This is a genomic window from Streptomyces sp. NBC_00986, from assembly GCF_045162565.1.
GTDB lineage: Bacteria > Actinomycetota > Actinomycetes > Streptomycetales > Streptomycetaceae > Streptomyces.
The window spans coordinates 11258820-11278349 of sequence record NZ_CP108733.1; the positions used below are offsets into that span (position 1 = coordinate 11258820).

Sequence of the window (19530 nt, forward strand, 5' to 3'; positions counted from 1 at the left end):
GGTACGTGCCGCACGGTTGCGGGCGCGCTTTTTCGCGGGGCTCCGGCGTGCGGACCGGATGGTGCGTGCAGGGGGTGGCAGTTCTTGAGGGGCTCAGCGGGCGAACTGGTAGGAGAACGCGCCGAGATCCGGGTCGTTGAGCGGCGTGCCCGACCACAGCCAGTCGTAGGAGAGGTCGGACTCGCCGTCGAAGTTCCTCAACTTCTCGTCCCTGGCCCGCTGTTCGGGGCCGTCGGGCAGGTGGTAGAAGGTCTTGTTGCGCAGGGACGCGTCCTGGACCATGCCGGCGTGCTTGGCGCGCCGGTCGACGTAGCGGCGCAGCGCTCCCTCGACGCCGGCGGAGGTGACCGCGCCGAGTTCCTCGGCCAGTACGGCGGCGTCCTCCATGGCCTGCGAGGCGCCCTGTGCCTGGTAGGGGAGCATCGCGTGGCAGGCGTCGCCGAGGAGGGCGACCCGGCCGTCGGTCCACACCGGGTCGCGGCGTCGGTGGTGGAGCGCGAAGGCGGAGACGTCCTCCTTCGCCTTGGACAGCATGGCCGGTACGCGGTCGTCCCAGCCGGGGAAGGCGTCCACGAGATCCTGTGCGGTCGCGGACACGCTCCACTTCTCGGCGACCTCGTCCGTGCAGGGCACGCACGCCACCACGTTGAGGTACTCGCCGCCGCGGATCATGTAGTGCACGAGGTGCCGGTCGGGGCCGTACCAGATGGTGCTCTGGAAGCGGTCCACGAGCCACCGCGTCGCCGGGTCCGCGGCGATCAACTCCCCTGGGATCAGAGCCCGGTAGGCCATCTCGCCGGAGAACTGCAGGGTGTCGGGGGCGCTCATCAGATCGCGGGTCCGCGAGCGGATGCCGTCGGCGCCGACGAGCACGTCACCGGCGTACCGGCGCCCGTCCTCGGTGATGGCCACGGGACGCTCGGGGTCGGTGCGGTCCAGCTCGACGACCTTGCTCGCGGTGTGTACGTCCACGACGGGGCCGGGGCCGGTGGGGTCGACGCACGCGTCCAGCAGGACGCGGTGGAGATCGGCCCGGTGGTAGTGCCAGTACGGGGCGTTGAACTGGTCCTTGCAGCGCTGCCCCAGCGAGGTCAGCCCGATGATCCGGCCGTCCTTCCACCGCCGCCGCACCTGGTCGAGCGGCTCGGTGTGGATGGCCTCCATCTGCGGACGCAGCCCCAGTCCCATCAGGACGCGGCTCGCGTTGGGCGCCGTCTGGATGCCCGCGCCGGCCTCGCCGAGCTCGGACGCCTGCTCCAGGACGGTGACCCGCAGGCCGCGCTGCCGCAGTGCCAACGCGGTGGTGAGCCCGCCGAGACCTCCTCCGACGACGGTGACTTCGTACGACTGGCTGGGCGCCACACTTCCTCCAACTCGCGTGCGGGTACGGGTGGTTCGTAGACGAGCAGTGACGCGGTCAGCCGTCGGTGAGCTTTCCGGCGGTGACGACCTCGACGTCGTCGACCGTGACGGTGCAGCCGCGCATCGCGATGTCGAGGTGGGCGTACGACTCGCGTCCGAGGACCGGGTGCGGGCCCGTCGACCAGAGGAAGTTGCCGGCGAAGGCGCGGGCGTCCATGCCCATCAGGTCGTCCTTGCCGTACATCGCCGTGGCGAACCAGTCGGCCGTGCGCATCAGGCCCCAGCCCATGTGGGAGAGGCTGCGCGCCCACTGGTCCCGGGCGTCCTCGAAGAAGGTCGAGAGCAGTTCGGCCTCGGCGCCGCCGGACACCTTCTCGATGTGGCCGCCCGCGATCTGCAGGGTGACGGGGGAGCGGACGTACTCCTTGAAGGGCAGCAGGATGTCGCCCTCGGCGAGCACGATCCGGCCGTCGGAGATCTCCGGCCAGCACAGCACCATCGTGCTGGGCCAGTGGTCCCAGCGGCCCGGGTCGTCGGCGAAGCCGCACTGGAACTCCGGTTTGGAACCGGCGAGTTGGACGGTGAGGTCGGTGCCCGCGTCCGAGGTGACCCGCATGACCGACGACCGCTTCAGCAGGTCGACGCCCTCCAACACCTCTGCTTTGTCGCCCTCCTTGGGGAGGTTGCGGATCAGCACGTCGGGAGCGTCGCAGACGAAGATGATGCGGGTCCCGGCGCGCAGGATCTCCTGCTGGACCGGCGCGTGGATGAAGCCCTCGCGGGTCAGGTCGACGACCAGGTCGGCCGACTTCAACAGGTCCTGTGCGGTGCGGTCGTTGAGGACGGAGACCAGGCCGGGACCCGCACCGGTGTGGGTGCTCGGCATCGGCGCGGGGCTGCCGCCCGGCACGGTCGCGGCGATGACATGCGCTCCGCACGCCTTGGCGGCACCGAAAGCGGCCGCGACGTAGTCACCGCGGCTGCCGGGTTCGGACAGCACCACGACGTGCTCGTCGCTGCGCAGCTTGCACAGCCGGAGCTCGCGGGTGAAGGCGTCGAGCAGGTCGACGGACGAAAGATCGAACACGGGCTTCTCCAGGTATCGCTGAGGGGGTACCGGTTGCGCTCTTCGACGGGTTGCGGGCATGCCGCGGACACGCTCCGGGCGCGGCGACGGAAGGTGAGCGAAGAGAGGGAGAGAGGAGGAGGCGAGGGGGGAGACGGGGAGCGGGGGCAGGGCGAACAGGCCCCGCGGTGCATGGTTGAGCAGCGGATTCGGGACGGTGGGGTACCGCCCGACAGAGATAATCCGAGCACGTACTATCTCGGCTTGGCAAGGGTTCGCGCGCCGAGTTAACACGGTTATTTCATGACGAACCGTCAGGGAAATCGCGAACCGGCGACCTGACCTCGGCTTCGCGTACCGAGCGCTCCCGGGTGCCTGTCACGAGGGTCCGCACACGTCTGTGGCGGGCCCGTCGGTCGTCGGGCCCGCCACGTGTCGTTGTCGTCGTCGGTGTGCGGTGGCGGTCAGGCCGCCCCGTCGCGCAGCGCCGGCAGGGTGGCCGAGGTCAGGTGCCGTGGTGCGTTGTCGGTTTCGACGAGGACGACGGTGCAGGTGGCCGCGTGGGTGAGAGCAGTGGTGAAGCTGCCTTCCGCGAACTGGGTGAGGGGGCCGTGCGGTGACCGGCCGACGGCGATGGCGCGGGCGCCCGTGTCGGTGGCGTGCCGCGCCAGTACGCGGCCGGCGGCGGAGTGGTCGCCGACGGTGGTGAGGATCTGGCCGGTCGCCGGGACGCCCTGCTCGGCGAGGCGGTCGAGGTGGGCGGTCACGGCGGCACGGGCCTGCTCGGGCGTCTCCGTGTCGGCGGCCAATTCCTCGACGAGGGCGGTCAGTTGGACGTGGACGACCTCCAGCGGGCTGTGCGTGTCGCGGGCGAGCCGGGCCGCCGCGTCGACGATGGCGGCGGCCTGGTCGTGGGCGGATACGGCGACGACGACCCGGGGCGTGCTCCCGCTCGCGGGCTTGCCGACCGGAATGAGGGTCGGCGCGACCGACTCGCCCTCGTCTGCGTGCTGTTCGGCCTCGCGGAGCAGATTGTGGCCGCTGGCGAGGACCGGGATGGCGAGCAGGAAGGTCGCGGCGCCCAGATAGAACGGGACGCTCAGATCGGTGGCGTCGGCGAGCTTGCCCGCCGCGTACGGGGCAAGACCGCCGCCGATGAAACGCAGGAAGCCGTACGCGGACGAGGCGACGGGGCGCTCCACCGGCGAGACGAGCATGACGGCCTGGGTGGTCAGGGTGTTGTTGATGCCGATGAACGCGCCGCTGACGATGACCGCCACGATGACCACGGTCGGCGTGGCGACCCCGGCGGCGATCACGGCCATCACCACGGAGAGGCCGGCCAGATTGACGTACAGGACGGGCGCGGTGCCGTAGCGCGCCTGGAGGCGTGGGGCGAAGAAGACGCTGAACGCGGCCACGAGCAGGCCCCACCCGGTGAACACGAGTCCGAGCTGATGGGCGCTGAGTTCCATGGGATAGGGGGCGTAGCCGAGCATGGTGAAGAAGCCCCAGTTGTACAGCAGTGCCATGATGCCCATCGTCAGCAGACCGCGGTGACGCAGCGCCTTCAACGGCGCGAGGGGCGAGGTGACCCGTTCCGGCTTGGGCATGTCCGGTACGAACACGGCTGTGGCGATGAGTGCGACGGCCATGAGGACGGCGACGCCGAAGAACGGGCCGCGCCAGCTGATGCCGCCCAACTCGCCCCCGAGCAGCGGTCCTACGGCGATACCGAGGCCCAGTGCCGTCTCGTACAGGATGATGGCGCCGCCGAACCCGCCGCTGGCCGAGGCCACGATGACGGCCAGGGATGTGGCGATGAACAGGGCGTTGCCCAGCCCCCAGCCGGCGCGGAAGCCGACGATGCCGTTGATGGAACCGGAGGTGCCGGCCAGCGCGGCGAAGACCACGATGACCGCCAGGCCTATGACGAGGGTGCGCTTGGCGCCGAAGCGGCTGGAGAACCAGCCGACGAACAGCATCGCCACCGCCGTCACGATCAGGTAGCTGCTGAACAGCAGGGAGACCTGGCTCGGCGTGGCGTGCAGGCTGTCGGCCAGCGCGGGCAGGATCGGGTCGACGAGACCGATGCCCATGAAGGAGATGACGCAGGCGAACGCGACGGCCCAGACTGCCTTGGGCTGTCGGAACGGGCTTGCGGCATTTCCGCGTGGTGCGCTCATGTGGGCTTGTCCTCCAGGGAGTTGAAGGGTGCGGGGGGTCTGTCAGGAGAGGGACTGACGGTCCTGGATCGCGCGGGCCAGGGCCGGCAGGGCGACCCGCACCGCCTGCTGTTCCGGCTCGCTCAACTCCGCGATGAGCTGGTCGAGGGCGTGGGCGCGTTCGGCGCGCCGCTGCCGGGAGACCTCCAGGCCCGTGCCGGTCACCTCCACCAGCACGCCCCGGCCGTCACTGCGGTCCGCGGTGCGCCGTACCAGGTCCGCGCGCTCCAGCCGGGTGACGAGCTGCGTCATGTTCGGCTGGGTCGCGCCCTCGGCCCGGGCCAGATCGGTCAGCCGGCACGGACCTTCACGGCCCAGGCGTCCGAGTACGGCGGAGGCGGCCATGCTCAGGCCGCCGGTGACGGCGCTCTGCCGGACGTAGCGGACCATCCTTTCGACGGCGACGATCAGGTCCTCGGGGGAGGCCTCGGGGACCACTGGATCCATAACCCGCTTATGCATAACGACATTATGCACTTACGTGTAGCTTGAATCAAGATGCGCGTGGTGGCGCTTGGTGATGCGTGGTGAAAGGAACCGGCGGCTGCCGGACAGTACGGGGTGTGGAATCCATGACGGAACAGGAGGCGCGCCGGATGCGGCGGGCGCGCTTCGAAGGACTGGCGCATCTGGTGGTGGAACCGCTGCACCGGTATCTGCTGCGAAGGACGGGCGCCGACATGGTCGAGGACGTCCTGTCGGAGACGATGCTCGTGCTGTGGCGCCGGCTCGACGACGTCCCCGGGCTGGTGACGGGGGCCGATCCCGATCCCGGTGACGTGTTGCCCTGGTGCTACGGGGTGGCGCGGGGGTGCCTGGCGAACGCCCGCCGGGCCGACGGGCGCAGACTCCGGCTCGTGGAGCGGCTGATCCGGAGTCAGGAGGAGGCTCCGGCGGCGGCCGCGGATCACAGTGAGCTGCATGCCGCGCTGGGCGCCCTCGGGGCACTGGACCGTGAGGTGGTGCGGCTGTGGGCGTGGGAGGGGCTGGCGCCGCGGCAGATCGCGGAGGCGACCGGACTGACGTCCAACGCGGTGAGCATCCGGCTCCATCGGGCGAAGACCAGACTCGCCGACCGGTTGCGGCGAAAGGATGCCGGACCGACCGGACACAAGAAGGACGAAGGAAGGAGCAGTCAGTGAATGACGACGAGTTGCTGGCCCGGCTGAAGTCCGCGGACCCGGCACTGACCGGAATTGCTCCGCCGCCCGACATCGACCGCCTTGTGGAGGACACCTTGAACACCGACACCGCGCTGCAGTCCGCGACCACCGCCGCCGGCATCGCGACCGAGGGATGGGGACGCCGTCATCTCTTCGGACTCGCGGCGGCCGGACTACTTGTCATCGGCGGCGGCGTCGCCGGAGGAATCATGGCCAACAGCGGTGACGGCAAAGGTCATTCGGCCACGGCCAAGAGCGTGGCCCCGGCCGGCGCGCTGAAGTTCACCGCCGAGGGCGGCTCCGGCAAGTGCATGGTGCCCGGCGTCGACACCCTGAGCAAGTACCCGACCCTCTTCGAAGGAACGGCCACGTCCGTCAAGGGCTCGACGGCCACTTTCCATGTGGACCGGTGGTTCAAGGGCGGCGACGCGGAGACGGTCGTCCTCACCAGCGACACCGAGGTCTCGGAGACGCTGACGTATACGGAAAGCGGGCACTACATCATCGGCGCCAAGGACGGCTTCGTCCCGATGTGCGCCGCGATCGAGGCCTCGCCCGAGGACATCGCCAAGTTCCGCCAGGCGTTCGGGAGTTGACGCCGCCGGATCACGAGGGGTCGTCCAGCAGGCTCCGGGCGAACACGTGCGCCGGGTCCGCCAGGGTGTGCCGGAGCGAGGCGAAGAGGTCCGCCGCCGTCGTGCCGGACCACGTGGCGGGAAGGAGGGAACTGGGCAGGCCCGGGTCGAGGTAGGGGAGTCTGCGCCAGGCCGTGAGGACATGGACGTAGTCGATGAACGCGTCCTGGTCCGACAGCGTGTTCCTGCCTGGCCCGGCCCAACGCCCGGCCATCGGCGTGAACTCCGCGACGAAATCGTCGTAGAGCTTCTGCAGCGCGTCCAAGTCCCACCAGCGGCCCACCTGTTCGGCGGGGTCACCGAAGGCCACGTAGTCGCCGCGGAAGAGGTCGACGTACTGGTCCAGACCGTGTCGGAGCAGGTGGTCGCGGGTGTCGTCGAGGGCGTGGGCCGGGGCGATCCAGATCCCGGACGAGACCGTGCCGAAGCCCAACCAGGCCAGCCGGGACCGGAGTTGGTGCCGGTGCTGGCGCTCGCTCTCCGGCACCGAGAAGACGGCGATGACCCACCCGTCGTCGGTGACGGCGTGCCGCTCGAAGATGCGCCGGTCACCGGTCTCCAGGACGGAACGGGCGTACGGCGACAGCGCGTAGCCCGCGCGGCCGTCCCGGCGCTCGGACACCAGGATCTCGCGCCGCTTGAGCCGGGAGATCGACGAGCGGACCGCCTGGGCGTCGACGTCGAGTTCGGCGAGCAGCCGGATCAGGGTGCTCACACTGATCCAGCCACCGACCTCGCGCGCGTAGAGACCGTACACCGTCACGATCAGGGATCGCGGCGGTGCGGGCTGGCCCGGGCTGTCGTCCTCGAAGTCGCTTGCCGTCACGATCGTAGTATTTCAGTGCGCCTGTCCGGCGTCCGCTTCCGCCCGGCCGCCCAGCGCGGAACGCCAGGAGGCCGGCCAGGGCACGCTGCCGCCGACCGCCTTGTCGGGGACGTGCACGGTGACATAACTGCCCCGCGCGGCACGGCAGTTCGGCTTGCCGTCCGCGCTGTTCCGCCACACCTCGAAGCCGAAGGTCATCGAGGACCGGCCGAGCCGGATCAGCTCGACCCGCGTCTCGACCTCCTCGCCGAACCGGATCGACGCCTCGAACTCCACCTCGTAGCGCACCCTCGGCGCCACCGCGAAGTACCCCGGGATGTCGTACACGCGCATCAGCTCGGCCTCCGCCGCCTCGGCGAACCGGACGACCGTGGTGTTGTGGTAGATCCCCGCCGCATCGGTGTCGATCCACTCCACCCGCGCACGGTGAACGCCGCAGGGCCCGCTCATTCCGCAGCCCTGCCCGGGGTCCACCGCAGATGCACGGCATCCCGCGGGGTCTCCCGCAGCAGCGCGAGCCGCGGACGGACCGCGTCGGTCCGCGAGGTCGGCGGCTTGCGGCGCCCGGCCGCGAACTGCACCGGCCAGTCGGCACCCGCGCCGCGGTACTCCTGCTCGGCCGCCGCCTGGAGCGTCCACTGCGGGTTGTAGAGATGCGTACGGCCGAGCGCGCACAGGTCGGCCCGCCCGGCGAGCAGGATCGAGTTGACGTCGTCGTACGACGAGATCGCTCCTACGGCGATCACGGCCGCGCCCGCCGGAGCGGCGACCTCGTGCCGGATCCGGTCGGCGAACGGGGTCTGGTAAGAGCGGCCGTACGCCGGCTTCTCGTCCTGGGTGACCTGTCCGGACGACACGTCGACGGCAGCCGCGCCGTGCGCGACGAACGCCCGCGCGATCTCCACCGCGTCGTGCTCGGTGTTCCCGTCCGGGACCCAGTCGGTGGCCGAGATCCGTACCGTCACCGGGCGGTCGGCGGGGAACGCGGACCGTACGGCGTCGAAGACCTCCAGCGGGAAGCGGAGCCGGTTCGTGAGGTCGCCGCCGTACTCGTCGGTGCGGTGGTTGGCGATCGGGGAGAGGAAGGAGGAGAGCAAGTAGCCGTGGGCCGCGTGGACTTCGAGGAGGTCGAAGCCTGCTTCGGCGCCTCGCCGGGCGGCGGACACGAAGTCGGCCACGACCGCGTCCATGTCGGCCCGCGTCATCTCGCGCGGTGTGTGGCAGCCCGTGCCGTAGGCCAGCGGGGACGGGCCGACGACCTCCCAGTTGCCCTCGGTCAGGGGCTCGTCAATGCCCTCCCACATGAGGCGAGTTGAGCCCTTGCGGCCCGAATGGCCCAGCTGGAGACCGATCTTCGCGGTGCTGCGGCCGTGCACGAAGTCGGTGACCCGGGTCCACGCGTCGCGCTGCGTGTCGTTCCACAGGCCCGTGCAGCCCGGGGTGATGCGGCCCTCGGGGGAGACGCAGACCATCTCGGTCATGACCAGGCCCGCGCCGCCGAGCGCCTTGGATCCCAGGTGGACGACGTGGAAGTCGTCCGGTACTCCGTCGACGGCGGAGTACATGTCCATCGGCGAGACGATGATCCGGTTCTTCAGCTCCAGGCCGCCGATGGCGAACGGCTGGAACATCGCGGGGACCGACTCCGTGCGGCCCTGGGCCTCCGCGAAGCCGCGCTCGATCAGGTCGGCGAAGCCGGGGTCTCGGTCCTTGAGGTTGTCGAAGGTGATCCGGCGGGAGCGCGTGAGCAGGTTGAAGCAGAACTGCGCGGGGTCCTGGTCGGCGTACCGGCCGATGTTCTCGAACCACTCCAGCGAGGCCTGGGCGGCGCGCTGGGTGGACTCCACCACCGGGCGGCGCTCGGTCTCGTACGCCGTCAACGCCTCGTCCACGGTGGGGTGTTCGTGCAGACACGCGGCGAGCGCGAGGGCGTCCTCCATGGCCAGCTTGGTGCCGGAGCCGATCGAGAAATGCGCGGTGTGGGCGGCGTCGCCGAGCAGGACCACGTTGTGGTGGTGCCAGCGCTCGTTGCGGACCGTCGTGAAGTTGAGCCAACGGGAGTTGTTGGTAAGGAGGTTGTGCCCGGCCAGTTCGTCGGCGAAGATCTCGCGGATCCGGTCCACCGACCGCTCGTCGCTCACCCCGGGCGGGAACTGCGTGCCCTCCGACGCGTCGAGGCCGGCCTTGCGCCACACGTCCTCGGCCATCTCGACGATGAAGGTCGAACCGGCGCCGGAGTAGGGGTAGCCGTGGATCTGCATGGTCCCGAACTCGGTCTGCTTGACGAGGAATTGGAACGCCTCGAAGACCCGGTCGGTGCCCAGCCACATGTACTTGTTCGTCCGCTGGTCCAGCGAGGGGACGAAGGCGTCGGCGTACTTGGTGCGCACGGCCGAGTTGATGCCGTCGGCCGCGACCACGAGGTCGTAGGAGTCGCGCAGTTCGTCCACTTCAGGGGCGAGGGTGCGGTAGTGCACGGTGACGCCGAGTTCGGCGGCCCGCTCCTGGAGGATGTGCAGCAGGTCCTTGCGGGCCATCGCCGCGAAACCCTGGCCGCCGACCGTGAAGGGGTGGCCGTCGAACTCGATGTCGATGTCGGTCCAGCGCGCGAAGCGGCTCTCCATCGCGTCGTGCACGACGGTGTCCGCGTTCTCGATGCCCCCGAGGGTCTCGTCGGAGAAGACCACGCCGAAGCCGAAGGTGTCGTCGGGCGCGTTGCGCTCCCACACGGTGATCTCATGACCGGGGTCCAGCTGCTTCATCAGCGCGGCGAGGTACAGCCCACCTGGGCCGCCGCCCACGATCGCGATCCTCATCGGGGCTCTCCTTCGTGGATACTCCCGGCTTCAGCCGGGGGAGGAAACGAAGCTCCTGCGGAGCAGGGCAGGGAAATTCGGTTCGCTGTCAGGGCGGTCCGGCGTCTACCGTCCACCGGCCGATACCCGCGCCTCACACGGGAGTTGGTACGGTGTGAGGTATGGCGCGGCAGGTCAAGCGGGCGTTCAAGTACCGCTTTTACCCGACGGACGAGCAGGCGGCCGGGCTGTCGCGTACGTTCGGCTGTGTCCGTCTCGTCTACAACAAGGCGCTGGAGGAGCGCACCCGGGCCTGGTACGGGGAGCAGCGCCGCGTTTCCTACGTGCAGTCGTCGGCCGCGCTGACGGAGTGGAAGAAGACCGAGGAACTCGCCTTCCTGGCCGAGGTGTCCTGCGTCCCGCTCCAGCAGGCGCTGCGTCATCTTCAGACGGCGTTCGGGAACTTCTTCGCCAAGCGGGCGAAGTATCCGCGTTTCAAGTCGAGGAAGAAGTCCCGTTCGTCGGCCGAGTACACCCGCTCCGCCTTCACGTGGCGCGAGGGCCGTCTGACTCTGGCGAAGATGGCCGGTTCTCTGGACATCCGCTGGTCGCGTCCCCTCCCGGAGGGTGCGGTACCGACGACGGTGACCGTGTCCCGTGACAGTGCGGGCCGGTGGTTCGTGTCGCTGCTGTGCGACGACCGCATTACCCCGGCTCCGGCCACGAAGAACGCGGTCGGTATCGATGCGGGCATCACGTCGCTCGTGACCCTGTCCACCGGGGAGAAGGCCACCAACCCCCGGCACGAGCGGCGCGACCGCGCTCGTCTCGCCCGGGCGCAGCGGGAGTTGTCCCGGAAGGCGAAGGGCTCGGCGAACCGGGAGAAGGCCCGCGAGCGTGTCGCCGAGGTCCATGCGCGGATCGCCGACCGGCGCCGCGACTTCCTGCACAAGCTGTCGACGCGTCTCGTCCGTGAGAACCAAACGGTCGTGATCGAGGACCTCACCGTCCGTAACCTGCTGAAGAACGGCAGGCTCGCCCGCGCCATCAGTGACGCGTCGTGGACGGAACTGCGCTCCATGCTGGAGTACAAGTGCGCTTGGTACGGGCGCGAACTCGTCGTGATCGACCGCTGGTTCCCCAGCAGCAAGCTGTGCGGGGCCTGCGGTACGGTCGCGGCGAGGATGCCGCTGAGCGCCCGCGAGTGGACGTGCGACTGCGGCGCCGTACATGACCGCGACATCAACGCGGCCCGCAACATCAAGGCGGCCGGGCTGGCCGTCTCGGCCTGTGGAGCTGGTGTAAGACCTCAAGGGAGTTCTCCTGGCGGGCAGTCGGCGTTGAAGCAGGAACCCCTACGGCGCGAGCCGTAGGAATCCCCGTCCTTCAGGAAGGGGGAGGAAGTCAAGCCTGGTTCTCCTTCTCGACGATCCGACGCAGCAGGAAGTGCTGAAGCTTTCCGCTGGTGTTGCGGGGCAGCGCATCGCAGAAGCGCACCGCCCGGGGGTACTTGTACGGCGCGAGCTGCGCCTTCACGTGGTCCTGGATGTCCTTGACCTTGGCCTCGTCGCCGACGACTCCCTCGACCAGGACTACGAACGCGCAGACCACGGAGCCGCGTTCGGGGTCGGGCTTGGCGACCACGGCGGACTCGACTACGTCCGGGTGGGTGTTGATCGCCGACTCCACCTCGGGGCCGCCGATGTTGTAGCCGGAGGACACGATCATGTTGTCCGTGCGGGTCCGGTAGTAGAAGTAGCCGTCCTCGTCGCGCACGAAGGTGTCCCCGGTGACGTTCCAGCCGCCCACGACGTAGTTCTCCTGCCGTGGGTCGTCGAGGTAACGGCAGCCGACCGGGCCGATCACGGCCAGCCGTCCCTCGACACCGGGACCGACCTCCTCGCCGTCCAGGTCGAGGACCGTGGCGCGGTAACCGGGGACCGGCCGTCCCGTCGAACCGGGCCGGATGTCGTCACCGGCGGCGGAGATGAAGATGTGGATCATCTCGGTGGCGCCGATGCCGTCGATGACCTTGATCCCGGTCTCCGCGCGGAGTTGCTCCCACACGTCCTCGGGTATGTGCTCCCCGGCGCTGACCGCACTGCGCAGACCGTGCAGCCGGTCCGCCTTCCCGGCCTTGAGGATCTGCCGGTACGCCGTCGGCGCGGTCGCCAGCACGGTGACCCCCGCCTCGGCGACCAACTCGGCCAGCGGCTCCGGTGCTACGGCCTCCGTCAGCAGCGCGCAGGCGCCGGCCCGCAGGGCACAGACGACCAGGATGCCGAGCCCGAAGGTGAAGGCGAGCGGGGCCGTGCACGACACCAGGTCGTCCGGCCGCAGGCGGAGCGTGTGCCGGCCGAAGGTGTTGTCGATCGACAGGATGTCCCGGTGGAAGTGCGTGGTGATCTTCGGTACGCCGGTGCTGCCCGAGGTGGGTCCGAAGAGGGCGACGTCGTCGGCGGCCGTGTCGACGGCGGTGAACTCGGCCGGTTTCGCGGCCACTTGGCGCGTCAGGTCGTCGGGTGCGTCGCCGCCGTAGGCCACGATCCTGAGGTCCGGCTGGACGGTGTCGCGTACGGTCTCGATGTCCGCCGTGAAGCGGTGGTCGACCAGGGCGACGGCCGGGCGGGTCTTCTCGACGACCGGGGTGAGTTCGCGGGCGCGCAGGGCCGCCATGGTGGTGACGACGATGCCGCCGGCCTTGAGGGTGCCGAGCCAGCACGCCACGGTCCAGGGGTTGTTGGGGGAGCGCAGGAGCACCCGGTTGCCGGGGATCAAGTCGAGGTCCTCGGTGAGGACACGGGCGATCTGGTTGGCGCGGTGCAGGAGCTCGCCGTAGGTCCACACCTCGCCCTCCGGTGTGCATAGGGCCGGGCGGTCGGGGCCGAAGCGGGCGGTGGGGACGTCGATCAACTCGGCGCCGGCGTTGAGGCGTTCGGGGTAGCGGAGTTCGTCGGTGGTGAACTCCAGGACCGGCCACTGGGCGCGCGGCGGGAGATGGTCGCGGGCGAACGTGTCCGGATAGGCGGAGGGTGAGAGGCCCATCTGGTCCAACTGGTCCATCGGGAGGGTCCTTTCCGCAGGCCGGGGGCGGGCCGTGCAGGGATCAGGAGCTGCGTGGGAATCAAGAGCTGCGGATCAGGCCTTCCTGGACGACGGTGGCCAGGTGGGTACCGGTAGGAGTGAAGAAGCGGCCGACGGCGAGGCCGCGACCGGCGTCGGCCGCGACGGCTTCCTGGGCGTAGAGGAGCCAGCCGTCCATGGGGGCGGGCCGGTGGAACCACATCGCGTGGTCGAGGCTCGCGGTGATGAGTCCGGGGAGTGCCCACGGCAGGTCCAGCACGCGCAGGACGGGCTCGAGGATCGTGTAGTCGCAGACATAGGCGAGCGCGGCGAGGTCGCGCTGCTCGTCGGTGAGGCCGTCGACGGGACGCAGGGTGTCGAACGGCCGTACCCACACGGCCTGTTGGGGTACGCGCTCGCCCTCGACCGTGAGGTAGACAGGGCCGGGCACGTGCCGCATGTCGAAGCTGCGGCCGCCGCTCCAGTACTCCTCGGAGGTGTCGGTCATCGTGCCCCGGGGTGCGGCGGTGTTGCGCAAGTACGAGGCGGAGCTGGGCAGTTCGGTGGGATCCGGTACGCCGGCAGGGGGCTCGGCGGCGAAGCCGGCGCCCGGCTCGCCCGCGGCGAAGTTGGCGAGGCAGGTGTAGACGGGTTTGCCGTTCTGGAAACCGCGGACCTGGCGGGTGGCGTAGCCGCGCCCGTCGCGCAACAGCTCGACCTCGTAACGGACTTCGGCGCCGATGTCGACCGGCCGCAGGAAGTAGGAGTGCATCGAGTGCAGCGTCTTGCCCTCGACCGAGCGCATCGCGGCGGCCGTGGCCTGCGCGACCATGTCACCGCCGTAGGCCTTCGGCCAGGGGCAGGGCTGGGTGGTCGCGGTGAAGGCGAGGTCGAAGTGCTCGGGCTCGACGGGGGTGAGGGCGATCGCGGCGGTGAAGGCGGCCGAGGTCGGGACGGAGCGGAGGTCGGCGCCGGTGGCGCGGGAGTCGGCGTTGGTGCTTTGGGTGTCGTTCACGGCCGGTCCAGCCAGTCGCGCAGGTCGGCGTCGGCCACCTCGGCCAGGTTGACCACGATGTTCTCCGGGGTGCGGGTCGTCATCCAGGTCAGCGGGTTGTTGCGGTCGAGGTTGCACTCGACGTGCGGCATGAACGGCGGGACGAAGACCCAGTCGCCCTCGGCGAGGTCGAGGTAGTCCTCGAAGCGTTCACCGAAGTAGATCCGGGCCCGGCCGGAGAGGACGTAGCCGCCGGTCTCGGCCTCGCCGTGGTGGTGCGGCACCGAGCGATAACCCGACTCGTTGCTCACCTTCCCGAACCACAGCTTCGTGGCCGGCGTGTGCTGCACGGAGACGCCCGAGATCCGGGTCGCCCCGGCGGACTGGCCGGTCGCGCCGACCTCCAGACCACCGCGCGTCACGACCGGTACGACCAGGCCGGACTCGTTGGCGTACAACGAGTTGTCGCCCTCTAGGACGTACTTGGAGAAATCGGGTTCCATGATCAGCTCCTGGAGTCGGTGACGCGGAAGTCGGTGAGGCGGAAGCGGTTGCGCAGGGTGCCGATACCGGGGATCTCGGTCTCGACGAGATCGCCGTCGGCGAGGAAGACCGGCGGGTTCATGCCTGACCCCACGCCACCAGGGGTACCGGTGAGCACGATGTCGCCGGGGCGCAGGACTGTGAAGGTGGAGATGTAGGCGAGCAGATCGGCGGCGTCGAACACCAGCGTGCTCGTGTTTCCGCGCTGCCGCTCGACGCCGTTGACCCGGCAGACCACCTCGACGCCCGCGACCGGGTCGAGCTCGTCGGGCGTGACGACCACCGGTCCCAGCGGGGTCGTGCGGTCCCACGCCTTGCCCTGGAACCACTGCAGCGTGCGCTTCTGCCAGTCCCGCACGCTGATGTCGTTGGCGACCGTGTATCCGGCGATCGCCCGCCCGGCCGTGTCACGGTCCGCGCTCCTGAGTTCGGCCTCGACCACGACCGCCAGCTCCGCCTCCCAGTCCACGTCGAGCCCGGACGGCAGGACCAGGTCGGCCTCGGGTCCGGTGAGCGTGTCGGCGTACTTGGCGAAGAGCGTGGGGTGGGCGGGCAGCTCGCGGCCCATCTCGGTGATGTGGTCGCCGTAGTTGAGGCCGCAGCAGACGACCTTGCGGGGTGAGGGCAGCGGCAACACGGGTGTGGCGCCGGGCAGTTCGGCCCCGGCGAGACCCTCGACGCGGTCGGTCGCCGTGGTCGCCAGGAGCGCGGAGAGGTCGTCGGCCGGCAGCTCCCGCCAGCGGTCGCCGTCGAGGACGGCGGCCGTGGTGCGGCCTCTGTGGGCCACGGTGGCGAGCTTCATGGGCGTACTCCCTCGGGGTGGGGCGGCGGCCGGACAGCGGTCGATGACCGGACTGCGTTATAGCGAGATTTTCACGACCGTCGAAAACAGTCAATAGATGGGCTACGCTGCTTGAGTCAGCCCGTCCGGTCCGGTCCGTTCGATCCATTCGAGGAGCACCCAGCAATGACTCCGATCCCGGTGAACCCGCCCTCGCTCCCCGCACCGAGCGGCTACTCGCACGGCACCCTGAGCGGCAACACGCTCCACCTGGGCGGACAGACGGCCCTGGACGCGGACATGCGGATCGTCCCCGGGGGCATCGTCGAGCAGTTCCGGCAGGCGTTCGGCAACGTGCTCACCACGCTGCGGGCGGCCGGCGGTATCCCCGAGGACCTGGTGAGCCTGACGATCTACCTCACCGACATCCCCGACTATCAGGCGCACGGCAAGGAGATCGGGAAGGCCTGGCGCGAGCTCGCGGGGCCGGTCTATCCGGCGATGGCGGGGATCGGCACGACCGCGTTGTGGCAGCCGGAGGCGATGATCGAGATTCTCGGGGTCGCGGTGATTCCGGACGAGCGGCTCATCCGGGCGGAGGGCCGGGACGACCCCAAGGCGTGACGAATCGCTGTGGCCGTGGCGAAGAACCCTGGTGATGACCGAGCGCGGTGGAGGGGTTGGTCAGGCTGGTCCGGCCGAGGGTGTGATTGCTCCGCGCGGGCGTCTCGGTGCCGATTGCGGCCGCCGCCGACCTGGCTGATGCGCGGGTTTCGGGGGCCGGGGCTGTTGCGTGCGCGGCCGACAAGGACGCGAAGGTCGGAGGCGGGCACCCGTCTGCATCACCGATGCCTGACTCGGCCGCCCGGTCGGCCCCGTACAGCTGGTCCGCCATCTGGTGCGGGTCGGCCAACGGCGGTTGTCGCGGTGCCCGCGCCGTCGTGACGCACGACAGCCGCCACCCGACCGAACAGCGCCTCCCGATTCACCTCGCCCACGATGAAATGGTCGTCCCTCGGTTGATCGAGCCCAAGTCGGTCCACCGCTGGGAGAACCGCCCGCGCCGGTCCTGAGCACGGATCGCTTCCGCGGCCACGCGGGCGCCGTCCGGTGAGAACGGCAGAGCCGCCCGCGCACGGCTTCGCCGGTGCCCCGGGAGTCAGCCCATGGTGGTGTTGTAGTTGACGATTCGCTCCACGATGAGCGCGACCGCACCGGCCAGTGGGCTGTCCGCCCCTTTGCTCGCCACGTCGGGCAACCGGTGTGCCTCCTCCTCGGCGACTGCCACCATGCCCCAGAACGCGTTGAAGCCCGACGGGTCCGATGGCTTGTCGGTGGCCTCCCGGACCGTAGCGATGCCGTCCCCCTCGACCACGGCCAGCGCGCCCATCTGCCGGAGGATGTCGGGGTCCCGCTCCTCGGCGGCCACAACGCTCCAGCCCGCGACCTCTGTCTGTCGCAGTGCGGCCAGGAGACTGCCGGCACTCCCAGCGCCGGAGACAACGATGTCGGGCAGGACAAGGGCCACCGGCCCCTGCGTCATCGGCAGGGCGGACCGGATCGCGCCGTCGAGATCTGGTTCGAGCGAATGGTCCTGGTAGACGAAGACCATCTGAAAGGTGTCGGCGTACCGCGCGAGATAGCTCACTGTGTCCAGCTTGTGTGCCCCGAACACGACGACCAGGCGCACGTTGAGTCCGCTCTTGGCCAGCTCGACGACGGTCTCCAGGCTGCGGTCCAGCACGGTGACCCCGGGAGCCAGACAGTGCAGCTCCTTCGAGTAGGGCGCCCCGAAGCGCGTCGCGAATCCGGCGCAGGGCAAGATGATCGAAACGTCAGGAACGGGCACGGACGAACTATGCATTGAGTGGCTCTCAGATTGTGTCGACGATCGGGAACCTTGCGCACTTCGCCGGGTACGGGCCGGGGGCGTTGATCGACGAGATTGTCCCCAAGGTGCCCGGTGGGTATTCGCCGCTGCCGGTGAAGGAAGAAGTCGGCGTCGAAACAGCCGAGTTGGCCCACGAGGGGGACGAGACCGGCCATCGGTCACCGTACGGCACTCCGGAACCGGCACTCGGCCAGGGGCGAACGCTTCCAAGTCCGGTACGGCAGCGCCGACTTGCGTGTCCACCCGGGCGACGGCGAGGCGCGCTCGGATACCGGTAACCCGGTGTTCGAGGACTACTGCCGCGTTCACGATCACGCGACGTACACTGCTGCCGCGCACCCGCTGCCGCCGACCCCGCGCCGTCGACGAGAACCGCTCGAGACCCGGGCGGGCACGGGCCGAGACGTACGGGAAGACCGAGCGAAAGAGGTCGCGGAATGCGGGTGCTGTTGTCCACGTACGGGACGCGGGGCGATGTCGAACCGCTGGTGGCACTCGCGGTGCGGCTGCGGGAGCTCGGCGTGGAGGTGCGGATGTGCGCCCCGCCCGACGAGGAGTTCGCGCAGCGGCTGGCAGGTCTCGGGGTGCAACTGGTGCCGGTCGGGCCACCCGTGCGGGCGTTGATGAGCGGGACGACGCTGCCGTCGGCGGCGGATCTGTCCCGGTACCGGACCGAGATGCTCGACGCACAGTTCGAGATCTTCCCCGCGGCGCTCGACGGGTGTGACGCGCTGGTGGCGGCGGGCCTGGCGCAGATCGCCGCGCGGTCCGTGGCCGAGGCCGCGGGCGTCCGCTACGTGTACACCAGCTATTCGGCGGTCAACCTGCCGTCGCCGTACCACGCGCCGCCCCCGCGGCCGGGCTGGCCGGAGCCGGAGGCGGACGACAATCTGACGCTGTGGGAGCTGGACGCCCGCAGTGTGAACGCGCAGTTCGCCGAGCCGCTCAACGGCCACCGGGCAGCACTCGGTCTGCCGCCGGTGGACAACGTCCGTGATCACGTCTTCACCGGCCGGCCGTGGCTGGCGGCGGACCCGGTCCTGGGACCGTGGCGGAAGACCCCGGGCCTCGACGTGATCCAGACGGGTGCGTGGACGCTGCCGGACGAACGCCCCCTGCCGGCCGAGCTGTTGACGTTCCTGGGCGCGGGCGCGCCGCCGGTCTACGTGGGTTTCGGCAGCATCCGCCCGTCCCCGGACATCGCCCGCAGGGCCGTCGGGGTGATCCGCGCACAGGATCATCGCGTACTCGTCTCCCGCGGTTGGGCGGACCTGGACCTGGGCGACGACAGGGACGACTGCCTCGCCATCGGCGAGGTCAGCCATCAGAGTCTGTTCGGGAGGGTGGCCGCGGTGGTCCATCACGGGGGTGCGGGGACGACGCTGACGGCCGCCCGGGCGGGAGTGCCGCAAGTGGTGGTGCCGCTTCAGTTGGCGGACAACCCCTACTGGGCCGGTCAGGTGGCGGACCTGGATCTCGGTGCGGCACTTGACACTCCGGCTCCGACGACCGAGTCCTTGAGCGTCGCGTTCAAGACGGCCCTGGCACCTGAGACACGGGCTCGGGCCAAGGCTGTGGGCAGCAGGATCCGCACCGACGGAGCGGCGGTGGCCGCGAACCTGCTCCTCGACGCCATCCGGTGAGCGGGGCAGGCACGGCCCGCCGGCCCGGGACGCACCCTGTCACTGCCGCGGTGGTCGGCTGCTAGCGTTCCGGTGCATGGAAGACGGCGTGTACGTGGGTAATGCGGGCAAAGACGCGGCACTGGACCGGGGATGGCTGCTCGGGCACTTCAAGGAGGAAGGCAGCCCTCTCCACAGCGACGCTGTGGAGGTCAAATGGGGCGTTCACCCGCGTGGCGAACAGCGAGTGCAGTGGGTGAAGGGCGAAGTGCGCGCAGCTGTCCTGGTCCTGATCTCAGGTCGCTTCCGTATGGAGTTCCCCGGTCGAAGCGTGCTGTTGGAAGAACAGGGCGACTATGTCGTATGGGGCCAGGGGGTGGATCACTCCTGGGCCGCGGAGGACGAGTCCGTGGTACTCACTGTGCGCTGGCCTTCTGTGCCTGGATACGCCGTACCGCAGGAGGAAGAGCGGCCGAGTCCGTGAGGTACGCCGGAATATGAGGTCCTCTTTGCCCGTAACAGCGTTTCGCCGCACTCCGAGGGAAAATGCGTGACGTTGTGGAA

General features: G+C 69.9%; 18 protein-coding genes. 6 read left to right on the forward strand and 12 right to left on the reverse strand.

All coding sequences use genetic code 11. The annotated features are described in order from the left end of the window. Positions 1 to 93: 93 nt before the first annotated feature. The 4 genes from OG504_RS50845 to OG504_RS50860 form a co-directional block, all read right to left on the reverse strand. A complete protein-coding gene (locus OG504_RS50845) occupies positions 94 to 1362 on the reverse strand; it encodes an FAD-dependent oxidoreductase (protein WP_405995966.1) in 1269 nt (422 codons plus the stop codon). A gap of 55 nt (positions 1363 to 1417) precedes the next feature. After that, positions 1418 to 2449, reverse strand: a complete 1032-nt coding sequence (locus OG504_RS50850) for a hypothetical protein (protein WP_405995967.1) — start codon at positions 2447 to 2449, stop codon at positions 1418 to 1420. A gap of 443 nt (positions 2450 to 2892) precedes the next feature. Next, complete coding sequence (locus OG504_RS50855; RefSeq protein WP_405995968.1) at positions 2893 to 4614, reverse strand: MFS transporter; 1722 nt, start codon at positions 4612 to 4614, stop codon at positions 2893 to 2895. Positions 4615 to 4656: 42 nt separating this feature from the next. Then, positions 4657 to 5115, reverse strand: coding sequence for a MarR family winged helix-turn-helix transcriptional regulator (locus tag OG504_RS50860; RefSeq protein WP_405995969.1), 459 nt, complete (start codon positions 5113 to 5115; stop codon positions 4657 to 4659). A 110-nt stretch (positions 5116 to 5225) separates the two neighbouring features. Here OG504_RS50860 and OG504_RS50865 point away from each other — a divergent pair, with 110 nt between their 5' ends. Next, the gene (locus tag OG504_RS50865; protein ID WP_405995970.1) at positions 5226 to 5795 is read left to right on the forward strand and encodes an RNA polymerase sigma factor; all 570 of its coding nucleotides are present in this window, start codon (positions 5226 to 5228) and stop codon (positions 5793 to 5795) included. Next, on the forward strand, positions 5792 to 6412 hold the full coding sequence (locus OG504_RS50870) for a hypothetical protein (RefSeq protein ID WP_405995971.1): 621 nt from the start codon (positions 5792 to 5794) through the stop codon (positions 6410 to 6412). The genes OG504_RS50865 and OG504_RS50870 overlap by 4 nt, the downstream gene beginning before the upstream one ends. Before the next feature lie 10 nt (positions 6413 to 6422). Here the strand turns inward: OG504_RS50870 and OG504_RS50875 are convergent, their stop codons facing one another. From OG504_RS50875 to OG504_RS50885, 3 genes are read right to left on the reverse strand one after another with little or no spacing between them, the layout of a single operon-like run. After that, a complete protein-coding gene (locus OG504_RS50875) occupies positions 6423 to 7277 on the reverse strand; it encodes a PaaX family transcriptional regulator C-terminal domain-containing protein (RefSeq protein ID WP_405995972.1) in 855 nt (284 codons plus the stop codon). A gap of 12 nt (positions 7278 to 7289) precedes the next feature. After that, positions 7290 to 7694, reverse strand: a complete 405-nt coding sequence (locus OG504_RS50880) for an acyl-CoA thioesterase (protein WP_405995973.1) — start codon at positions 7692 to 7694, stop codon at positions 7290 to 7292. Positions 7695 to 7723: 29 nt separating this feature from the next. After that, positions 7724 to 10093, reverse strand: a complete 2370-nt coding sequence (locus tag OG504_RS50885) for a bifunctional salicylyl-CoA 5-hydroxylase/oxidoreductase (RefSeq protein ID WP_405995974.1) — start codon at positions 10091 to 10093, stop codon at positions 7724 to 7726. A 161-nt stretch (positions 10094 to 10254) separates the two neighbouring features. On the opposite strand from OG504_RS50885, the gene OG504_RS50890 reads away from it, so the two are divergent. Then, positions 10255 to 11445: an RNA-guided endonuclease InsQ/TnpB family protein gene (locus tag OG504_RS50890; protein ID WP_405995975.1), complete on the forward strand. Its 1191-nt coding sequence runs from the start codon at positions 10255 to 10257 to the stop codon at positions 11443 to 11445. Positions 11446 to 11476: 31 nt separating this feature from the next. Here the strand turns inward: OG504_RS50890 and OG504_RS50895 are convergent, their stop codons facing one another. The 4 genes from OG504_RS50895 to OG504_RS50910 form a co-directional block, all read right to left on the reverse strand. Next, a complete protein-coding gene (locus tag OG504_RS50895) occupies positions 11477 to 13135 on the reverse strand; it encodes an AMP-binding protein (protein ID WP_405995976.1) in 1659 nt (552 codons plus the stop codon). 61 nt (positions 13136 to 13196) lie between these two features. Further along, entirely contained in the window at positions 13197 to 14150 is a 954-nt protein-coding gene (locus OG504_RS50900) for an acyl-CoA thioesterase (RefSeq protein ID WP_405995977.1), read from the reverse strand. Then, positions 14147 to 14632: a cupin domain-containing protein gene (locus tag OG504_RS50905; RefSeq protein WP_405995978.1), complete on the reverse strand. Its 486-nt coding sequence runs from the start codon at positions 14630 to 14632 to the stop codon at positions 14147 to 14149. Before OG504_RS50905 ends, OG504_RS50900 begins: the two co-directional genes overlap by 4 nt. Before the next feature lie 2 nt (positions 14633 to 14634). Beyond that, the gene (locus OG504_RS50910) at positions 14635 to 15474 is read right to left on the reverse strand and encodes a fumarylacetoacetate hydrolase family protein (protein WP_405995979.1); all 840 of its coding nucleotides are present in this window, start codon (positions 15472 to 15474) and stop codon (positions 14635 to 14637) included. 165 nt (positions 15475 to 15639) lie between these two features. Here OG504_RS50910 and OG504_RS50915 point away from each other — a divergent pair, with 165 nt between their 5' ends. Beyond that, on the forward strand, positions 15640 to 16077 hold the full coding sequence (locus tag OG504_RS50915) for a RidA family protein (RefSeq protein WP_405995980.1): 438 nt from the start codon (positions 15640 to 15642) through the stop codon (positions 16075 to 16077). 535 nt (positions 16078 to 16612) lie between these two features. On the opposite strand, the gene OG504_RS50920 is transcribed toward OG504_RS50915, so the two are convergent. Further along, positions 16613 to 17302 (reverse strand): hypothetical protein, encoded by a 690-nt coding sequence (locus OG504_RS50920; protein WP_405995981.1) that lies wholly within the window; start codon positions 17300 to 17302, stop codon positions 16613 to 16615. A gap of 479 nt (positions 17303 to 17781) precedes the next feature. Between OG504_RS50920 and OG504_RS50925 the strand changes: the two genes are divergently transcribed. Then, positions 17782 to 18987, forward strand: coding sequence for a glycosyltransferase (locus OG504_RS50925; RefSeq protein ID WP_405995982.1), 1206 nt, complete (start codon positions 17782 to 17784; stop codon positions 18985 to 18987). Positions 18988 to 19063: 76 nt separating this feature from the next. Continuing rightward, positions 19064 to 19450, forward strand: coding sequence for a signal peptidase I (locus OG504_RS50930; protein WP_405995983.1), 387 nt, complete (start codon positions 19064 to 19066; stop codon positions 19448 to 19450). Positions 19451 to 19530 lie beyond the last annotated feature (80 nt).

What these genes read in the sequence shown, in the direction of transcription:
- OG504_RS50855 (WP_405995968.1), bottom strand. Translation starts at nt 4,614, where the DNA reads ATGAGCGCACCACGCGGAAATGCCGCAAGCCCGTTCCGACAGCCCAAG.
- OG504_RS50860 (WP_405995969.1), bottom strand. Translation starts at nt 5,115, where the DNA reads ATGCATAAGCGGGTTATGGATCCAGTGGTCCCCGAGGCCTCCCCCGAG.
- OG504_RS50865 (WP_405995970.1), top strand. Translation starts at nt 5,226, where the DNA reads ATGACGGAACAGGAGGCGCGCCGGATGCGGCGGGCGCGCTTCGAAGGA.
- OG504_RS50885 (WP_405995974.1), bottom strand. Translation starts at nt 10,093, where the DNA reads ATGAGGATCGCGATCGTGGGCGGCGGCCCAGGTGGGCTGTACCTCGCC.
- OG504_RS50890 (WP_405995975.1), top strand. Translation starts at nt 10,255, where the DNA reads ATGGCGCGGCAGGTCAAGCGGGCGTTCAAGTACCGCTTTTACCCGACG.
- OG504_RS50895 (WP_405995976.1), bottom strand. Translation starts at nt 13,135, where the DNA reads ATGGACCAGTTGGACCAGATGGGCCTCTCACCCTCCGCCTATCCGGAC.
- OG504_RS50905 (WP_405995978.1), bottom strand. Translation starts at nt 14,632, where the DNA reads ATGGAACCCGATTTCTCCAAGTACGTCCTAGAGGGCGACAACTCGTTG.
- OG504_RS50910 (WP_405995979.1), bottom strand. Translation starts at nt 15,474, where the DNA reads ATGAAGCTCGCCACCGTGGCCCACAGAGGCCGCACCACGGCCGCCGTC.
- OG504_RS50915 (WP_405995980.1), top strand. Translation starts at nt 15,640, where the DNA reads ATGACTCCGATCCCGGTGAACCCGCCCTCGCTCCCCGCACCGAGCGGC.
- OG504_RS50925 (WP_405995982.1), top strand. Translation starts at nt 17,782, where the DNA reads ATGCGGGTGCTGTTGTCCACGTACGGGACGCGGGGCGATGTCGAACCG.
- OG504_RS50930 (WP_405995983.1), top strand. Translation starts at nt 19,064, where the DNA reads ATGGAAGACGGCGTGTACGTGGGTAATGCGGGCAAAGACGCGGCACTG.